Origin of the sequence: Flavobacterium restrictum, from assembly GCF_007097245.1 — a bacterium.
GTDB lineage: Bacteria > Bacteroidota > Bacteroidia > Flavobacteriales > Flavobacteriaceae > Flavobacterium > Flavobacterium restrictum.
Window position 1 is genome coordinate 400,545 of record NZ_VJZT01000001.1, and the last position, 16,900, is coordinate 417,444.

General features: G+C 27.3%; 12 protein-coding genes. 11 read left to right on the top strand and 1 reads right to left on the bottom strand.

Features of this window, described 5'->3' with window-relative positions:
- Nucleotides 1-15 precede the first annotated feature (15 nt).
- From FNW21_RS01670 to FNW21_RS01715, 10 genes are all read left to right on the top strand, one after another.
- Nucleotides 16-1,233 carry a DUF4297 family anti-phage-associated protein gene (locus tag FNW21_RS01670; RefSeq protein WP_144254991.1) on the top strand — a complete coding sequence of 406 codons (1,218 nt, stop codon included), beginning with the start codon at nucleotides 16-18 and terminating at the stop codon, nucleotides 1,231-1,233.
- Nucleotides 1,233-2,909, top strand: coding sequence for an ATP-binding protein (locus FNW21_RS01675; protein ID WP_144254992.1), 1,677 nt, complete (start codon nucleotides 1,233-1,235; stop codon nucleotides 2,907-2,909). The genes FNW21_RS01670 and FNW21_RS01675 overlap by 1 nt, the downstream gene beginning before the upstream one ends.
- Before the next feature lie 122 nt (nucleotides 2,910-3,031).
- On the top strand, nucleotides 3,032-3,832 hold the full coding sequence (locus FNW21_RS01680) for a type IV toxin-antitoxin system AbiEi family antitoxin domain-containing protein (protein WP_144254993.1): 801 nt from the start codon (nucleotides 3,032-3,034) through the stop codon (nucleotides 3,830-3,832).
- Nucleotides 3,832-4,689 (top strand): nucleotidyl transferase AbiEii/AbiGii toxin family protein, encoded by an 858-nt coding sequence (locus FNW21_RS01685; protein ID WP_144254994.1) that lies wholly within the window; start codon nucleotides 3,832-3,834, stop codon nucleotides 4,687-4,689. Before FNW21_RS01680 ends, FNW21_RS01685 begins: the two co-directional genes overlap by 1 nt.
- A gap of 62 nt (nucleotides 4,690-4,751) precedes the next feature.
- Nucleotides 4,752-7,934 (top strand): RNA-directed DNA polymerase, encoded by a 3,183-nt coding sequence (locus FNW21_RS01690; RefSeq protein ID WP_144254995.1) that lies wholly within the window; start codon nucleotides 4,752-4,754, stop codon nucleotides 7,932-7,934.
- Nucleotides 7,935-7,936: 2 nt separating this feature from the next.
- Nucleotides 7,937-8,875, top strand: a complete 939-nt coding sequence (locus FNW21_RS01695) for a carbon-nitrogen hydrolase family protein (protein ID WP_144254996.1) — start codon at nucleotides 7,937-7,939, stop codon at nucleotides 8,873-8,875.
- 49 nt (nucleotides 8,876-8,924) lie between these two features.
- Nucleotides 8,925-10,265 (top strand): hypothetical protein, encoded by a 1,341-nt coding sequence (locus FNW21_RS01700; RefSeq protein ID WP_144254997.1) that lies wholly within the window; start codon nucleotides 8,925-8,927, stop codon nucleotides 10,263-10,265.
- On the top strand, nucleotides 10,235-10,882 hold the full coding sequence (locus FNW21_RS01705; RefSeq protein ID WP_144254998.1) for a condensin complex protein MksE: 648 nt from the start codon (nucleotides 10,235-10,237) through the stop codon (nucleotides 10,880-10,882). The genes FNW21_RS01700 and FNW21_RS01705 overlap by 31 nt, the downstream gene beginning before the upstream one ends.
- Nucleotides 10,879-14,121, top strand: a complete 3,243-nt coding sequence (locus tag FNW21_RS01710) for a DNA repair protein Rad50 (protein ID WP_144254999.1) — start codon at nucleotides 10,879-10,881, stop codon at nucleotides 14,119-14,121. The genes FNW21_RS01705 and FNW21_RS01710 overlap by 4 nt, the downstream gene beginning before the upstream one ends.
- 3 nt (nucleotides 14,122-14,124) lie before the next feature.
- Nucleotides 14,125-15,075: a hypothetical protein gene (locus tag FNW21_RS01715; protein WP_144255000.1), complete on the top strand. Its 951-nt coding sequence runs from the start codon at nucleotides 14,125-14,127 to the stop codon at nucleotides 15,073-15,075.
- Between the two features lie 603 nt (nucleotides 15,076-15,678).
- Here the strand turns inward: FNW21_RS01715 and FNW21_RS16230 are convergent.
- Nucleotides 15,679-15,900, bottom strand: a complete 222-nt coding sequence (locus FNW21_RS16230; protein ID WP_185963863.1) for a hypothetical protein — start codon at nucleotides 15,898-15,900, stop codon at nucleotides 15,679-15,681.
- A gap of 566 nt (nucleotides 15,901-16,466) precedes the next feature.
- On the opposite strand from FNW21_RS16230, the gene FNW21_RS01720 reads away from it, so the two are divergent.
- Nucleotides 16,467-16,889, top strand: coding sequence for a DUF6943 family protein (locus tag FNW21_RS01720; RefSeq protein WP_144255001.1), 423 nt, complete (start codon nucleotides 16,467-16,469; stop codon nucleotides 16,887-16,889).
- The last annotated feature ends 11 nt before the right edge of the window (nucleotides 16,890-16,900 follow it).

A 16,900-nucleotide genomic window follows, 5' to 3' on the forward strand; every position in this document is an offset into this window, starting at 1 on the left:
CTCCTTTAAAAAACAATGACAGACAGAACAGCAACTGATACAATTAAAGGATATTTTTATCAATTTGATTTAGCTATACTTAAATTATTGCAATTAGATGATGACTCACACGAAATTACAGTTGAAGGCATTGAGGATGTTGATGTAAAAAATGCAACTGAAGAAATAGCAATACAATGTAAATATCACGCTAAAACTGAATATAATCATTCAGCTATTGCCAAACCAATACGGCTTATGCTTAATCATTTTAAGCAAGTTTTAATTGGAAAAAAGAAGAGAATAAAATATTTATACTTCGGTCATTTTAAATCAGGGCACGAAAGATTTCCATCTTCAATAACATTAGATTTTCTAAAGTCCAGTTTACTGACTTATAAAAAAGATAGGATTGAATACAAACACTATGAAGACTTAAAAGTAAGTGATACAGAATTAATGTCGTTTTTAGAAACTTTAGAAATTGAAATTAATGCAAAATCGTATGAAGAACAACTAAAAGAAATTTTTACTTCTTTAAAAAATCAAAATAATTTCAATTGCGACGATTTTGAAGCTGAAAATTTCTACTATAACAACGCATTAAAAATTATTAGCAATCTTGCCAAAGAGAATGATTTAGCCAATCGAAGAATAACAAAAAAAGACTTTTTAACACAAATAAATTCTAAACAAGTACTTTTTCATAAATGGTTTGTTCAATTTAAAGGTAAAAAGAAATTATTATCGGATGTTAGGGCTAAATATTTCTGTGATTACAATAATTCTCCATTTGAAAGATTCTTTCTAATAGAAGTGAATTCAAGCAATTATTTGCGAAGTGATTTAAAATCTATAATTCATTTAATTAGTAAAAAATATTCACAACTTTCAAGATTAAATCCAGATTCTTTTTGTCCATATATCCACATATTTGGATTATCAAATTCAGAATTAATTGAATTAAAAACAGAACTTATCAGCGAGAATTTTAAATTTAAAGATGGTTTTGATTTTAACGGTTCAAGTTTCAATCCAAAATCAATAGCAGAAAAAGCTACTCATTATAATGGAATTAAAATTAAAATAGTGAGTGATTTAAAAGATATTGAACCAGTTTTTAATCAAATTTCAAAAACTAAAGAAGTATATCATTTCTATTTCGAAACTCCTTTTTTTTCGACATCAAATGCAAGTATAAAACATATACAAATTCAAATACAAGAAATTAACGACATCAAAAATATAATCTAATGGTAGAAGACAAATTAAATGCTGAAGTAATTGCAGTATTCCCAAACAAAGTAAAAATCAAGGTTGACAAACTTGAAGATTTCAGGATAGCCAACGAATCTTTGAGAGTTGGTTCTTATCTCAAAATTTATGGAAATGACAATGCTATATTAATGGCAATTATTGAAAATTTCTCAATTGATGTTTCAGAGAAAAATAATGAAGCTGTTAGAACACATATTATCGAAGCAAGTCCATTAGGAATAATAAAAAATGGTAAATTTACAAGAGGTGGTGACGATTTAACCATTCCTCCCAAAAAAGTCGAACCAGCAACAGAAGAGGAAATCAAGAAAATCTATATCGAATCTGTAGAGGATAAAGAACAATTTACTTTTTGCTCATTATCTTCAAATGCAAACATTAGAATTCCAGTAAATGGCAATAAATTTTTCAATAAGCATATTGCAATAGTTGGTTCAACAGGTTCTGGTAAATCTCATACATTATCTACTATCATACAAACGGCTGTAAATTCTAAAAGTGGAGATTTTAGTTTAAATAATTCGCACGTAATAATTTTTGACATTCATTCCGAATATAAATCAGCTTTTCCTAATGCTAATTTTATTGATATTAAAAACCTGACTTTGCCATATTGGATGCTGAATAGTGAAGAACTAGAAGAGTTTTTTATAGATACAGAAGCAAATGATCACAACCAGAGATATATTTTTAAAGAATCTGTTGTAGCGGAAAGAAAATCAAATTTTGTAGGTCCAGAAGATGAAAAAAGTAAAATTCATTTTGACTCTCCATTATTTTTTGACATAAATAACATTCTAAAATATGCAATTGATAAAAACACGGAATTAATTGGAACCGGTGAAGAATACGTTTCTGGAGCAAAAAAAGGGCAAGAAAAAACTACACAAGGAAGTTTGTATGGTAAATTAACCAATTTTGTTAATAGACTTGAAAATAAAATAAATGATAAAAGATTAGATTTTTTAATAGGTGAAAAATCAAAAAAGATTACTTTTCAAGAAACTATAAAACAACTTATTGGATTTAATGAAACTTCTAAATCGAATGTTACAGTAATTGATTTAAGTGGAGTGCCTTTTGAAGTATTAAGTATTACAGTTTCTTTAATTTCAAGAATTGTATTTGAATATGGTTATATCTACAAAAGATTGAGAAACGATATTAATCCAAATGAAAAAATCAATAATGACATTCCAATACTTTTAGTTTATGAGGAAGCACACAAATATGTTCCCAATAGCGATTTAGTAAAATATAGATCTTCAAAAAAATCAATTGAAAGAATTGCGAAAGAGGGCAGAAAATATGGAGTTACTTTGTTATTGGCAAGTCAAAGACCTTCAGAAATATCAGAAACTATATTTTCACAATGTAATAATTTCATTGCGATGAGATTAACTAATCCTATTGACCAAGGCTATGTAAAAAAATTACTTCCCGATAGTTTAGGTTCATTAATTGAAAAAATGCCATCACTAAAACAAGGCGAAGCTTTATTAATTGGAGAATCGGTTATTTTACCATCAATTGTTCAAATAGACAGATGCACGAATGAACCTTCTTCAAATGATATTCCGTATTGGGAATTATGGAAAGAAGAATGGAAAGATATGGATATTGACAAAATTAAAGAGGAATGGTATAAATGATAAAAGAATAGTAATACTTTCTTAAAAACCACATTATTTATACAAAAATTAGCATTACTTTTGATTACCTTTAACCGCAAGATAAACCCCAATTTTTAGGGTTTATCCTTAAACGATTAGTAATGGCAAAAAGCACCTATATTTCTGAAAACACAACACAAAATCAAATAGATTTTATGTTAATGCTTGATGATAATGAGTTAGACATCTTTACTTTAGAGGAGATTAAATTAATTGCATCAAACGAATTTGAGAACATTAACGAGATAGTAGAAAATCTAGTACATAAAAAACTACTATCTCGGATAGAACGTGGTAAATATTGCAGATACAATTTCAGAGATGAAAACGTAATTGGTTGTAAGTTGTCCGAGGATTGTGCTATTGCCTATTGGTCCGCATTAAACAAACACGGACTTACAGAACAATTTCCAAATTCTATTTTTATTCAAACTACAAAAAGAAAATCAGACAAGAGTGTTTTTGGAGTTTCTTATAAATTTATTCAAATTTCAAAATCAAAAATTACTGGAATAGAAAGATTAGGATATGGAAACCACAGCTACCAAATGACTGATATTGAAAAAACAATCATTGATTGTTTTGATTTGCCACAATATTCCGGTGGTTATGCCGAATTAATTCGGGCATTCAATCAAGCAAATCTCAACAGCGAAAAAATGATAGTGTATTGCAAAGCCATTAAAAACATTGCTATTACAAAACGAATGGGATATTTAGCAGAATTACTAAATAAAAAAGGAATGAAGTCATTTATAAACTTTGCATTAAAAGAAGTCAACGAAAAATACAATCTCTTTGACCCATTTGGAATAGAAGAAGGCGAATTTGTAAACAAATGGCGATTGAGATTAAACATAAGCAGCGAAGAAATTTTAGACATCTGTAACAAACAATATTAATGATTTTACAAAAAGAAATAGCGAACATTTCCGAACAACTAGGCGTGTCAAAATCAGTAATTGATAAAGATTGGATGTTGGGTCACTTTATAGCAGCAATATTCAACGAACCAGAACTAAAAGAAACATTAATTTTCAAAGGAGGAACTTGTTTGAAAAAGTGTTGGTTTGAGGAATATAGATTTTCGGAAGATTTGGATTTTACATCAAAGTCACAAGAATTCGAGCTTACACAAAGTCATCTAAAATTTATCACAAAACATATTGAAGACAATACTGGAGTAAAAACACATATCGTTTCATTAAGACCATTACGATTTCAAGATAAATTAACGGGCTATGAAGCTATAATTAAATTTTGGGGTGCCGACCATCCAAGAAATGTAATGCCACCAACACCTGACCGCTGGCAAACAAAAATTAAAATAGAAATAATTCTCTATGAAGAAATGATTTTTGAAGTTACAGAACGAGCAGTTAGCCACCCCTATTCTGATAAACTAGCATTAAAAAACACAATACCTTGTTATAAAATTGAAGAAGTTTTATCCGAAAAAATCAGGGCATTAATTCAACGCTCTTATACGGCACCACGTGATTACTATGATATTTGGTACTTATCAAATAATTTTGCTGATTTAAACTGGACAATAATCGTTGAAGCTTTTTACAAAAAAATGAAATTCAAAAATATTGAATTCACCGGAATAGACCAGTTAATTAATCCAAAAAGTGATAAAGCTTTAAAAGGTGCTTGGAAGAACAGTCTAGAACATCAAATTAAAAAAGAGAAACTACCAGAATATGTAATAGTTAGAGAAAACCTTTTATTATTATTTCAGAGTATTTTTAAATGATTTGTAATTGGAAGACTTATAAAAAAAACAAAAAAACAATTTACTTTCCTTAATAATAATTTATGGACGATCTTAAATCAAAATTTATAAATGAAGATAATTTTTATTCTGCTTTTAAAAAATTAGATCACTATTTGAGACAATCAAATGAATGGTATAATCCAATAGAATTAAGTGAATATGAAGCCAATTTAGCCACAAATATAAGTAGATTGAAGAGATCTATTGAAGATGGAACATATAATCCACATCCTATTGAACCGCTTCCATTTCCTAAAAAAAATAATAAGAAAAATGAAGAAAGATTAAGACAATATTTTCGGATTAATATTGAAGACCAATTAGTTTGGATAGCAATAGTAAATGTAATTGCTAGATTTGTTGAACCAAAAATGCCGTTTTGGAGCTATGGAAATAGATTGTTTGTGCCTATTTGGTATGAAGAAGAAAATAATAAACCGAAATTAAAAAAAGGGGGATATATAAATGCTTCAGAAAATTTATATCGAAAATGGAATCAAAGTTGGCCATTTTATAGACGACATATTGCAATGACAATTAAAACAATGGGCTTTAATTCGAGGTTCAAAATTGAAAATTTAGATAATGAAATTGAGAAAAATATTTTTTTAGATGAAAAAGAAAATAATTGGAACGAATACAAATATTTAGATAATGATTTTTGGAAGAAAGGCAATAATAAAAAATTATTTTGGAGTGGTTTAGACTACAAAAAATTCTTTCCTTCAATTAACCCTGAAATTGTAATTCAAAATATTAAAAAAAATATTATCAGAGATAATGGCGAACCAAGAGACGATACAGAATTATTATTCAGCACAATTGAAAAAATGTTGCGATTTCCAATCGATAGAAGAGGTTGGGAAAATGAAAATGATTTATTAGATAAAAAAAACTTTGGAATAAGTGATTTAAATGAATACTACGGTTTACCAACTGGATTATTAGTTTCTGGATTTCTTTCTAATATTGCACTTATTGATGTTGATGAAAAAGTAACAAAATATATAATTGAAAATCGAGATATTGCAGTTTTTAAGTTTGTTGATGACCAAGTTATTTTAAGTAAGTCAAAAAAAGAGTTACTTAAATTTATGAATTATTATAGCTTAATATTATCTGAATCAAATACAGGAGTTGAATTTCAGAAAGAAAAAATCTGTCCAGAAAATACATTTCAATTTAGTTCTGAAAATAAATTTTCTTATGATATTAAGAATGAAAATTATAAAGACCCTAGTTTAGATATAAATTTCCCAGAACCTTTAATGACCCATACTCTTCAAAAAATGTCAAATTTAAACGATGAGGATTATGAGTTGCTCGATTCGGATGAATTACAAAAAATTGAATCTGATTTAGAACATTTTTTATTAGCAGATTTTCCAGATGCCGAAATGAGAAGAGATACTCGAATGGCATTTGCTTCTTTTAAATTATGCCAATTAGCTAAACATATAAAACCCGATTTTAAAAAACTTGACAAATCTTATTTTCAGAATATTCTTGATGCTGAAGTTACTTTCAATAATTATTTGGATAAAACGAAATACAAAGATCCAAAAAAGAAGAAAATAGAATTAGACAGAATTATAGAAAATAATATTAAAGAAAGTTTAATCTCGGAAATTAAGAAAACCGATAAAAGATTTCAAAAAATTTTTAAGCTACTTTTAAAATCAGCTTGTGAAAATCCGGATAAACTAAAATTATGGAAACGTTGTATCGAGTTTTGCTATATAACTGGTTTTAATGGAATAAAAAACATTGTAAAATCAATTAAGGATACTGACTTACATTATGAAGGAAAAGGATACATACAAGTATATTGTGTTTTAATTTTAAATGAGAAAATAATACAAGCACAAAATCAAATTAATGTAAAGAATATATCATTTTGGAAAAATTATACTTCAAATCAATTTCTAGAAAATATTTCAAAAGTTGATATTCTGGAAATAAATACAGCAATCAACAAACCATTTGCATTTGAGACAAACATCAATCATAAATTTATAAAAAGCACGATAAAATTTAAAAATAAAGAAGCAGATATAAATTATAAATCTGTGCATAAGTTCTATGATACATTAGAAGACGACGAGAAATATTTGACGTTTGAATCTTTTTTATGGTATATATTATCTATTACTATTCAACCAGTGAAATTAAACTTATGGAATGATAATATTGAATATATAAATTTCAAAAACAAAATTTCTTGGAGCATTATTTCATTATTTCCTGCTAGTATTCCTGAATCAACAATAGATAAAATAAAAAATATAGAGGAAGAATTGAAAAGTATTGATGATGTAATTTATGAAAATTTTGAATTTAGGAATCGTGAAAATGGTGTTGTATATGAAATGTTTGAAAAGCGACCAGAAATAATTGAAAAGTATAGGGAATATTACCCTAAACTAGAGAAAATTTTAAAACAAAGTGAACTAGAATATTTGCCATTAAACAAATGGATTGAAATGGTAAAAAATAACACCAAAGCTGAAAAATGGATTGATGTTAGACTTTCTGAATGGACTATGTTAGAAATAATAAAACAAATTGCAGAAGCAATAAAGAAGAAAAAGGAAGAGATTACTATTTTTAATTTTAATAGTAGCATTCTTTATTTTCATCCAGTAAATTATTTATTGCCTATAAAATGGGTTAGTAATGATAAAATAACTTGGGATAAATGGAAAAAGTTTGTAAGAAAAGATGAAAACAAAATAATTCTAAATGAACCAGAATTTTTAATTGACGATTTTCGTTATCTGCCAATTCAAACAATATGGAAAACAAATGGTATAAACTGGTTATTTGGATTAGGTGATTTTAGCATAATTATAGGGTTATCGGTATTAATGACACAATTATTGTCAAAATCATTCGATTGGCCCTGTTCAGTAAATAAACAATCATTTATAGATCAATTATACTCAAAGGCTTTATTTACGATTGAAACAGAGCCTATTTCTTCAAAAACTAGAATGGTTTTAACTAAAATTTTCTCGAAAAAAGATGTTAATTTTTTTAGTGGTTCAGATACAATTGAAATTGATAAAACAACAAAAATTATAAGTTTAGATGGTTTTATAATCACTCTTGACGAATTGCAAAAAGACTTAATTAAAGACCATTTAATATTATTAGACAATGCTCCTCGTCAACTAACAATTATTGATATTGATGTTCTTAACGAAACAAAAAATATATTTTAATTATGATAGATTTTTTAAAAATAGGATTAATTCAGCCTGTAATAAATCCAGATATTTGCTGGAATGAAAGTGATTCATTCATAATTTCAGAAAAAGAAAGAACAACATTTATTCCATATAAATTAAACATTGATGCTTTGTCAGCTGAAAGAGTCTGGCAAGAAATTAGTGACGGACTTCGTTTATTAATAAAGAGCAACAATTGTCCTCAAATCATTCTAATTCCGGAATTGCATTTACCCATATCAAAAGTAAATGAGTTAAAAATTATAAGCAAAAAGCATAATGTAATGATTATTGCGGGAGTAGATTTTCAAAGAAATCCATCAGATACAAGTAAAATTAGAAATAGAGGTATTATAACAATACCTAATAATTGGGGAAAAGATAGTATTTCAACTAGAATAACATCATTGCATTATGGTAAAACATATTTTACATATATGGAAAGGAGTATGTTTAAAAATATTGAGGGTTCTGAATGCTATGAAGATCCCGAACAGAATATGTATATTTTTAAATCTGAAAAATTTGGAAACTTTGGAATTATGATTTGTTCTGATATTTTTGATATTGAAAGAATGTTACTTTATCAAACTAAAATCCACCATCTATTTATTATTTCATTAAACAAAGATTTGAACACCTATTTTTCTATGGCTGAAACTTTAGCCAGACTCTTATATTGCAATGTAGTAATATGTAACACGGGGCATTATGGTGGATCTGTTGTGATATCTCCTTATGAAGATAGTAATGAAAGAACAATCTATAAATATCAAGGACAAAAAATGTTTAACACTCATTTAATCAATATTCCTGTAAAAAGTTTAAATGAAGCTCAAAATTTCGATTTTTCAAATGATGATAAAAAGAAAAAAAACATACGTTATAAAGCATCACCGCCTGGCTATTTTGATAAGATTACAAAAAACAAGTAATGATAAACAAAAACTAAAAGCTCTATAAAAACATCAAAATTAATCCATATTGAGTAATCCCATAAACACAAACTTTAATTTCATTAAAATTCTAAATGAAGAGAAAACATATAAGCTTTTATTTCCCGAAAGAGAAATAGGACTTGCTATTGTTTTGATTTATGAGAAAATTAGTGATGGTGTTTTTGAAGATGAAAAATTTACCGAAAAAGATTTACACGAAGCTTTTGAATATGTATACAAAACAAAGGTACGCTATCCAAAAGAGGTTTACAGCAGCCATATTATGGACTTACAGGAATATTTTTTAGATTACAACCAGGAATCACAAAAGTATTTTTTCAAAGACTATGCTTCTAAATTTTGTAAACACGCTAAAGAAACTCTTATTGGAGCTTTTAATCCCACACGAATCCAAGAGATTTGTTCATTTCTTTCAAATTCTTTATTAGAATCAGAGGATTCAATAGATAAACTTAAATTTTGGCTGAAAGAAACTTTTAAGAAATTTGAACCTGATTTAAGAGAACAAATCGATTTTTTAGACAGACAAATTACCGAGTCGATAGAATTGCTTAAAAAAGGAACCGATTTTACCAATCAAAATTTCCTAGAGATACTGGTAGCAACAGATGTTAGTATGAACAATGCTCAAAAACACGTTGCAGAATTACGTTCGGCTTATTCTGAAACCAAAACAATAAGAGGTTTATTAGAACAAAAACAAAATCAAGATAGCGAAATTAATGAGTTGATTTCGGAAGTGTATTCATTTGTAAAATACATCAATGATCGATTAAATTCAATTGATAGAAAATTAGATCGAATACAACCCAAAATCAGACAACTATTTTCAATATTAAGCAAACCATTGTTAAGTTCAAAGATTGAAAAATTCATTCATTTTCTATTGTATAAAAGTACATTAGAATCTAACTATGGTAATAAATCAATAGTATTTCCAAGTAATATTATTTCACCACAAATTCATATTGCAACGCCACATTTCACAATAATTGATAAAGACCGAGAACTATTTCCTTCCAAACCAAAAGAAAGAAAAAAATATGCTCAAAACGAAAAAGTAATTGAGGAAAACATTAAGAAAGCTCAATATAAAATAAACGAAATAGACACTATTAGAAATTGGGAAAAATATATCTTATCGGAAATAGAACTAAAAGGAATTATCAAATTATCAGAAGTTTTTTTTAAAATTATTGAAGAAAATAAAAGCAGTCAAATCGCTGTGAGCGTAACTTTTAACATCATTAAATATGTTTACAGCAATAAAGAGAAATATAAATTAGAAATTGATAAAGAATTAGAAACGAATAGCGCATTTAAAAACATTACATTATGGAAAATGAAAATAATAAAATTAGTTTAAGTAGTTTCTTGTACAGTGATAATTCGGAGGATTTATTTGCTTCAATTGATTATTCATTAAAAGATGGGGTGCACTTTCAAAAAGAAGGAAAACAAATAAATCAATATAATTTTATTTCGCAAAATGAAGAAAGTCTTAAAATGTATTACAATACCTTTTTTAAAGTCGATTTAGTCAAAGGAGGTGAAGACAATGCTAGCTATTATTATTTAGATTTTATAAATAATGATCGAGGAAATATCTCTGACAAACACAGATATATGCTCAAAAGTGAATATGTAATTATTGGATTTGTAATCTATAAAATTATGTTTATTGACAGAGAATTTGATTTAGATTCTGTTCAAAAATTAAAAGAAAAAATACGTCTTGAATGTGAAGACTACAAGCAAGGTATTTATACTTTAATTGCTAAATCAAAGAATACAAATCCTAGTAATTACAATGATGAAATAATTGATAAAACAATTCAATCGGCTCTTGAAGAATTTAAAAAAATTGGTTGGATTACATTAGATAAAGATGAGTTTCATACATTACCGGCATTCGACAGATTGTTAAAAGCATATGAAGAGTATATCATAAACATAGAGGAAACTTTAAACGAATTGAAATGAAAGACTATCCAATAATTAAAAGACTATCAACTTTAGGCATAGTACACCATCAGGGATTTGATTATGATTTTAACACATTTAGAACTGACTTTGTTGGCGAAGGTGGTGCTGGTAAAAGTATGATTTCTGACATTTTACAATTAATTTGTGTTGGTACTTCAGCTTTTCATTCTCCTACAAAAGGTACAAGCACGAGAGAACCTAAAACTATGGTTTTAAGAACTGATGGTAATGGAACTGATATGGGTTACGCTTTTATAAATGTTGAGATAGAGAAAAATAAATGTATAGTCATTGGTATTTATTTAGAAAGTGCTGGTACTTCAAATATGTTTATTATTCAAGAGGGTAATAATTTTGATGACGACACTCAATTGATTCCTTTTGAAACAGTTTTAGGATATTCCGATTTTCTCAAAAACAATCAAATATTACCAATTCAAAATTTGAAAGAACACATCAGTAATACTTTGCAACTTACTTGTGAATCTTGGCATAAAACTTCAAATTATCATAAAATTCTTTTCAAAAATGAAATATTGCCTATTGATTTGTCAATCAGTAATAAAACGTTAGACAATTATGCCAAAATTATTCAAGCATTTTCTAGAGAATCTTTGGATATGAATAAGAGTGAAAAATTACAAAGTTTTTTATTTGGTGAGGAGAAAGAAAAAGAATTACTTGAAAAATTTAATCAAACCGTTAAAGAATTGAATGGTGACACCAAAGAATTTGATAAAAACTTAAACGAAATAGAATTACTCACAGATAAGCAAAATGCTTTAAGTGAATTGTTGAAATTGAGAGTTGAAAAAGATAAAAACGAACAGACTTTTTTGTTAGCATCTTTTAACCATTATATAAAGGAAATTACTAATTCAGAAAATGAAATAAAAGAGAAAATTAATCTTTATGAAAATAGTTCTAAAATACTCATCCAATTAAAAACAATTGTCCAAGAAAAAATAATTTCAACAAAAGAAGAAATTAAAATTATAGAACCAAAATGGGATGATGCATATAAAGAAAAGTATAAATGGGAAGAATGTGAAAACAAATTAAAAAAGTTTTTTACTTGGCTACAGGATTTTAATTGTAATGAAAAAGAAATTTTAAGAGAAAAATATAATAAATACCATCAAAATAAACTTCAAATAACACAATTAAGAGAATTGACTGAAAAGTTAAAATCAAAAGACATTTTGACTTTTTTTACCAATGAAAACTTAAAGGGTAAAAATATACTTGTACAAATTAATTCAAAAACCGAAGTTTACAAAAAAGAGCTAGAAATTAAAAATAAATTAAAAGCTTTACATAATATCGAAGATGAAAAATCATTGGCACATTGGGCTTTAAATCAAACTAAAAAATTAGATTTATTTCAAGAAAGTATAATTCATAAATACCAAAACGAAAATATAAAAGTAGATGATCCGTCAGATGTTTTATTAAGATATATTCCCGAACCAAATCAATTAATAGAAAATCTTAAAATATCAAATCAAAATGACAAAGGTTTTTGGATTGATCTAAATGGGTTAATGGAACATATATCTTTAATTCAATCACCAATTTTTGACAAGGAGGATAAAGAAGAAATTAAGGAATATTTTCAGAAACAAACTTTTACGATTGAAGAAGACATTTCAACTTTGGAGAAGAAATTATTAAACATCGAATTGCTTTTAGAAGTTTTAGAGCAATTGGAAAATCCTGATGATTATGTACTTGCTTTTAATTCAAATATAGGACTAGAAGAACAGCTTGAAAATCACGAAATGTATGATGTATCAAATATCATTTTTAATGATTATTTTGATGCTTTTTCTAGAGAAAAAGAAATTAATGAACAGATTACAGATGCGCGAACAAATTTCAGAAAATTAGAAAGCGAAAAGCGAAAATTAGACAATCTAAATATCAATCTAGAACGTGAATTAGAATCCTTTTTAACACCAATAATTATTGATGAAATAGATGATTATAAGAGTAAATATAATTTCACATCAACTAATAATAATGTTGATTTAGGGAATTTAAATACAAAATTAGCCGAAGCCGAAGACTATTATGTAGAACTGAAAAAAGCTTATAATTCTCAAATAATTAATAACAATCAAACACAATCTCTAAAGGAAATAGATTTAAAAATTTCAAATAGTACACATAAAAAAAATGAGATTTACAGCCAAAACCCAACTCTATTTGCAGAAGAAATAGTCTTTAATGATTATGACGATATTGAAATTGATGAATTAGAAAAAAAATCAAAGAATGCAAATAATGAATATATTCTAAAGTATAATTTTGTAGTCTATACTTTTCTTAAACAAAAAATAAGTCAATACAAAGACACTGGCGATTTTAGTCCTTTATGTAGAGAAATTTTACCTCAAGAAATATTTGATGAAAAAGATTTATTAGACGCAGATATAATTGAAAAGATTTCTAATTATTTACGAAATATAAATATTAAGAATAAAAAACTTAATAGTCGAAAACTTCAAAAATTAAGTGAGATTATCGATGATGTTTCAAATGAAGTAAGTAGTCAATTAATGGATATACGAACAATAAGTAATTTTTTGAATTCAGAAGAAAAAAAAATTACTGGTGGTCACAAAGTCGATTTAGATGTAATATACGATAATGTATTCAAAAAAGAATGGTTGAATGATTTCACAGAAGAAATAAGTAAAGATATTCAATACGGTATGGACGAATCATTATTTGAAACTCTCAAAACATTTTCAACAGAATTTGAACGTTTTCCAACGTTAGAAGAAAAATTAAAAGAAGCGTTTTATCGAACTGGTGGAACAAGAGCAAACAAACTAGAAGTTAGGGACTTATTGAATCCAAAATCATATTACGGGTTGAAGTTTTCAATTAAATCAGCACAAGGGAATAAAACTGCTGGCAGTACAAGTCAAACATATTCTGCAATAGCACTTTTATGTATGGCAAAATTATCTTTAATAGATAAAGCTTCAAAATCTAAAATAAGAAAAGGGATTCGTTATATGGCTATTGATGAGGCAGAAGGTCTTGGAAGTAATTTTGATATGCTTTATAATATTGCAAAAGCAAATGATTACCAAATTTTATCTTTATCGATAAATCCCAATAAAATTGATGCAGAAAATCAAAATATTTATTTGTTGCACAATAGTTTAGAAGATGAAAATATAAACTACACTCCTGTGCCAATTTTTGGATCATCAAACAATTAAAATATGAAGAAAATTGAATGGAAACACCTAGTAGGATTGCATCAACTTTATAAATCAAAACAAACAAGATTAAAAATAACTAACAATGATTTTATAAATCAGGTCATTTTAAAACAAAAGAAACTAATAAAATTTAAGGTTGGAAATCATTCAATTATTGAAGCATCCTCAAGATTTAATGAGTTTTACGAGCAAGAATTTTTAGAAACCTATGAATATTATAATAATTTTTTTGAAAAATCGGGAATAGAAAACGATGCTAAAAAATCTTTTGATGATGAAGATTTTAAAGCATTAATGTTTGTTTTTTATAACAAAGAGGAATTAAAAAAAAATATAACAACAGAGAAAAAATTATCAGCATTAATTTATAAAAATCAAAATTCTAAATACTTATCTAATAAATTAAGTGTTAAGAATGCCGTTTTAAAAATATTAGAGCTTAATGAATTCCCAGAAAAAGACCCAAAAAATAATCAATGGAGATTTGTAGTTGATTGCCTTAATCCAAAAGTCATTGTGCTTTGTGAGAATCTTGATTGTCTAAAAGTTCCTTTAGAATATAAGAATAATAATATCGAGTTATGGTATGTTGGTGGTAATAATACCAAACCATTAGAAGACATTTCTCAAGACAAATTAAAACTACCAATATATTATTTTTGCGATTGGGATTACAACGGATTGCTAATATATTCAAATGTTAAACAAATATTTAGATCCAAAGGAATCGAAGTTAAAATAATCCAGCCACAATCATACGAAATTGCAATTGAAGTTAATGTAAAACATCATAAAAGTAAATGGAATGATAATGAATTCTCAAATTTATTGAAGAATGATTTTTCATTACAAGAATTCGATTTTATCAATCAATTAATATCGGAAAATAAATGGATTGAAGAAGAGTCTTTAGATTTAATCAAACTACTTAAAGGTTATAATATCATTTAAACCCATTATCTCATTCAGCTGCACAAAATCCTCGTATAGTCCAAGTATTCCTATACTCAAATCTTTGTTTGCTTCATTTCGCTAATTTCATTTCCAATAACGAGCTTATTCTTTTTTTGTTCGGTAGTAAAAAGGAAGTTTTGCATTTCAGAAGTCACTCCTTTGCCCACGCTCCAAAAAAAATTACTGGCACAGTTTTTAGAAAAAACACGTATGCTTCGCAACTTGCGCCAGTAATTTTTTTCCCCAAGCTGTGTTACATAATTGAGTATTATAGTTCATTACAAAGCTTTGTTATTGTTTTTTTGGTTTTTGCAATGAAGCTATAATATCATTTATGTAAAACAGCCGCCACACCCAACGCGCTTGTGGTTTGCTCCAGGACAACTTTTTTGAGCAGCTCCAGAAATAATATCTTAACATTGATGTATTCGTAGAGAGCTGCTCAAAAAAACCGTCCTTCACAAACCACTGTCATAATTCCGAACAACATTTTTTCAAAATTCAAGTAATTATTTCTCAAGAACTTCACAACTGTTTTATCAGCGTTATGGCTAAATCGGTAGTATTTACATTGCTTTTATGAGTAGAAAAATGGCTTCATTATATAGTGGATTTACCTATGGTAAAAGCCATTTTTTCTACCCACAAAACCAAGTAAAAGCCAGCAAGAGTATCTTTTTTTATTTGCCAGAATGTCAAAACAAATTGATTTTCCATCGGCTTGATTCCTAGCGTTTTCAGAAGAATGATTTCTTTAAAATCAAGACTATATTTTTTAGGGAAATTGGGCATCAAGCCGATAGTAAAATCAATCAGAAACATCTCGTTAAGCAAATAAAAAAAGACACACTTGCCTGCGCTACTGCCTCATCGCACTAGGTCATATTTGCATTGTTTTTGTAAGTGTAATAAATTGCTTTACAACTTCACTTCTAAAATTCACAATCTCGATAAAGCAATTTATTACACCTACAAAATCAAACCGTAAGAAAGAGTATGAAATTTCAAAGTCCGAATAAAAGCAGTTTTATTGTTTTTTGGTTTTTTATTCAGCCTTTAAAATTTCATACCCTTTCCGAAGAACATCATCTATCTCATCAACATTTTTTTAATCTGTCTCAAACAGAAACTTCTCGGATTAAAAGGAAAATAAAAAAATAATAAATAAAAGAAAGTAAAGGTAAGTTCCAGTTTCAAGAAAAAAAAGTTCAAGCCCTGCGGGTTTTAAAAAAAATCTCCACCCATTCGGGTAGTATTTTTTCTAAAAAACTTGTTTTTCTTGAAACCTCCACTTGAAGGACGACTTTCTTTTTTTTCTTTTTTTTTCTTTTAAAAATTTTATGTGTGGCTTGTGATAACGAGGCACATTATCTTAAAAAACCGAATATATGCCAAATTTCATCATCAAAACGCACCGAAAAGACACGTTATACGCCAAACCTCATTTATTCATACTTAACAAAGGGATGAACAGTGGTAAGCCCCAAAAAGAACCATTTACTAACAGTTTTGTAGTCATTTTTCAAAACGAAGAAGATTGCGAAAACCTTTTTTTCATTGCTTATAGTTTATGGCAAACAAAATTCTGGCATCAACATTTAGTTGGTTCAGTAATCCCATTTTTACGTCTTCCAGATTTCAAAAAACAATTCAATCCACAAGTCAGTTTAATGATGGTGGAACACGAGCAACATCAAAAAAATATTGCTGCTCTCAAACTTCTAGAGAAAAAAGAAAAGCAGTACAAAGAAGATATGATGCTAATAAATGACATTCGAAAAGCCATTTTGTACAGGTATTGCAAAAAATAAACCCATATATA

Bases quoted from the DNA above. Each gene is read 5' to 3' on its own strand.
- FNW21_RS01670 (WP_144254991.1), top strand. From the start codon at position 16: ATGACAGACAGAACAGCAACTGATACAATTAAAGGATATTTTTATCAA.
- FNW21_RS01675 (WP_144254992.1), top strand. From the start codon at position 1,233: ATGGTAGAAGACAAATTAAATGCTGAAGTAATTGCAGTATTCCCAAAC.
- FNW21_RS01680 (WP_144254993.1), top strand. From the start codon at position 3,032: ATGGCAAAAAGCACCTATATTTCTGAAAACACAACACAAAATCAAATA.
- FNW21_RS01685 (WP_144254994.1), top strand. From the start codon at position 3,832: ATGATTTTACAAAAAGAAATAGCGAACATTTCCGAACAACTAGGCGTG.
- FNW21_RS01690 (WP_144254995.1), top strand. From the start codon at position 4,752: ATGGACGATCTTAAATCAAAATTTATAAATGAAGATAATTTTTATTCT.
- FNW21_RS01695 (WP_144254996.1), top strand. From the start codon at position 7,937: ATGATAGATTTTTTAAAAATAGGATTAATTCAGCCTGTAATAAATCCA.
- FNW21_RS01705 (WP_144254998.1), top strand. From the start codon at position 10,235: ATGGAAAATGAAAATAATAAAATTAGTTTAAGTAGTTTCTTGTACAGT.
- FNW21_RS01710 (WP_144254999.1), top strand. From the start codon at position 10,879: ATGAAAGACTATCCAATAATTAAAAGACTATCAACTTTAGGCATAGTA.
- FNW21_RS01715 (WP_144255000.1), top strand. From the start codon at position 14,125: ATGAAGAAAATTGAATGGAAACACCTAGTAGGATTGCATCAACTTTAT.
- FNW21_RS16230 (WP_185963863.1), bottom strand. From the start codon at position 15,900: ATGTTTCTGATTGATTTTACTATCGGCTTGATGCCCAATTTCCCTAAA.
- FNW21_RS01720 (WP_144255001.1), top strand. From the start codon at position 16,467: ATGCCAAATTTCATCATCAAAACGCACCGAAAAGACACGTTATACGCC.